Source organism: Nocardia sp. SYP-A9097, assembly GCF_009649815.1.
Lineage (GTDB): Bacteria > Actinomycetota > Actinomycetes > Mycobacteriales > Mycobacteriaceae > Nocardia.
In genome coordinates this window covers 1-923 of the sequence record NZ_WJIC01000087.1, presented here as the reverse complement: position 1 = coordinate 923, position 923 = coordinate 1, and the positions used below count along the sequence as shown (strand labels likewise).

Genomic DNA, 923 nt, shown 5'->3' with positions numbered 1-923 from the left:
AGGATTACGAAGGCGACAATGCCCTGGCCGGTGGTCTCATCCGAGGCGCCGACCACGGCCGCCTCGGCGACACCGGAGTGACCGACGAGCGCGGACTCGACCTCGGCGGTGGAGATGCGGTGGCCCGAGACATTCATGACGTCATCGACCCGGCCCAGCACCCACAGGTCACCGTCGGTGTCGAGTTTCGCGCCGTCACCGGCGAAGTACCAGCCCTGCTCGGCGTACCGCGCCCAATAGGTCTCCCTGTACCGCTCGTTATCACCCCAGATGCCACGCAGCATCGACGGCCAAGGCTCGTCCAGCACCAGGTAGCCGTTGGCCTCGGTCTCGCCCAGCACGACCGGCTTGCCCTCCTCGTCCACGACCTTCGAGGAGATACCGGGCAGCGCGGTCATCGCCGCACCCGGCTTGGCCGCGGCCACACCCGGCAGCGGGGAGATCATGATCGACCCGGTCTCGGTCTGCCACCAGGTGTCCACGATCGGAGTCTTGTTGGCGCCGATGACTTCTCGATACCAGCGCCACGCTTCGGGGTTGATCGGCTCACCCACCGATCCCAGCAGTCGCAGGCTCGACAGGTCGTGGGCTTCGGGAATCTCCTTGCCCCACTTCATGAACGTCCGCACCAGGGTGGGGGCGGTGTAATAGATACTCACACCGTACTTTTCGATGATCTGCCAATGCCGGTGCTCATCAGGGAAATTCGGGGTGCCCTCATAGACGACCTGCGTGGCGCGGTTCGAGAGCGGGCCGTACACGATGTAGGAATGCCCGGTCACCCAGCCGATATCGGCGGTGCACCAGTACACATCGGCACCCGGCTTGTGATCGAACACGTAATTGTGGGTGTACGAGGTCTGCGTCAGGTAGCCACCGGAGGTGTGCAGGATGCCCTTGGGCTTACCCGTGGTCCCGGAGGT

The 923-nt window shown here is 64.6% G+C and carries 1 protein-coding gene; it reads right to left on the bottom strand.

The features are described 5' to 3' along the window. The coding region (locus GFY24_RS40850; protein ID WP_153810471.1) for an AMP-binding protein at positions 1-923 on the bottom strand (923 nt) is incomplete at both ends.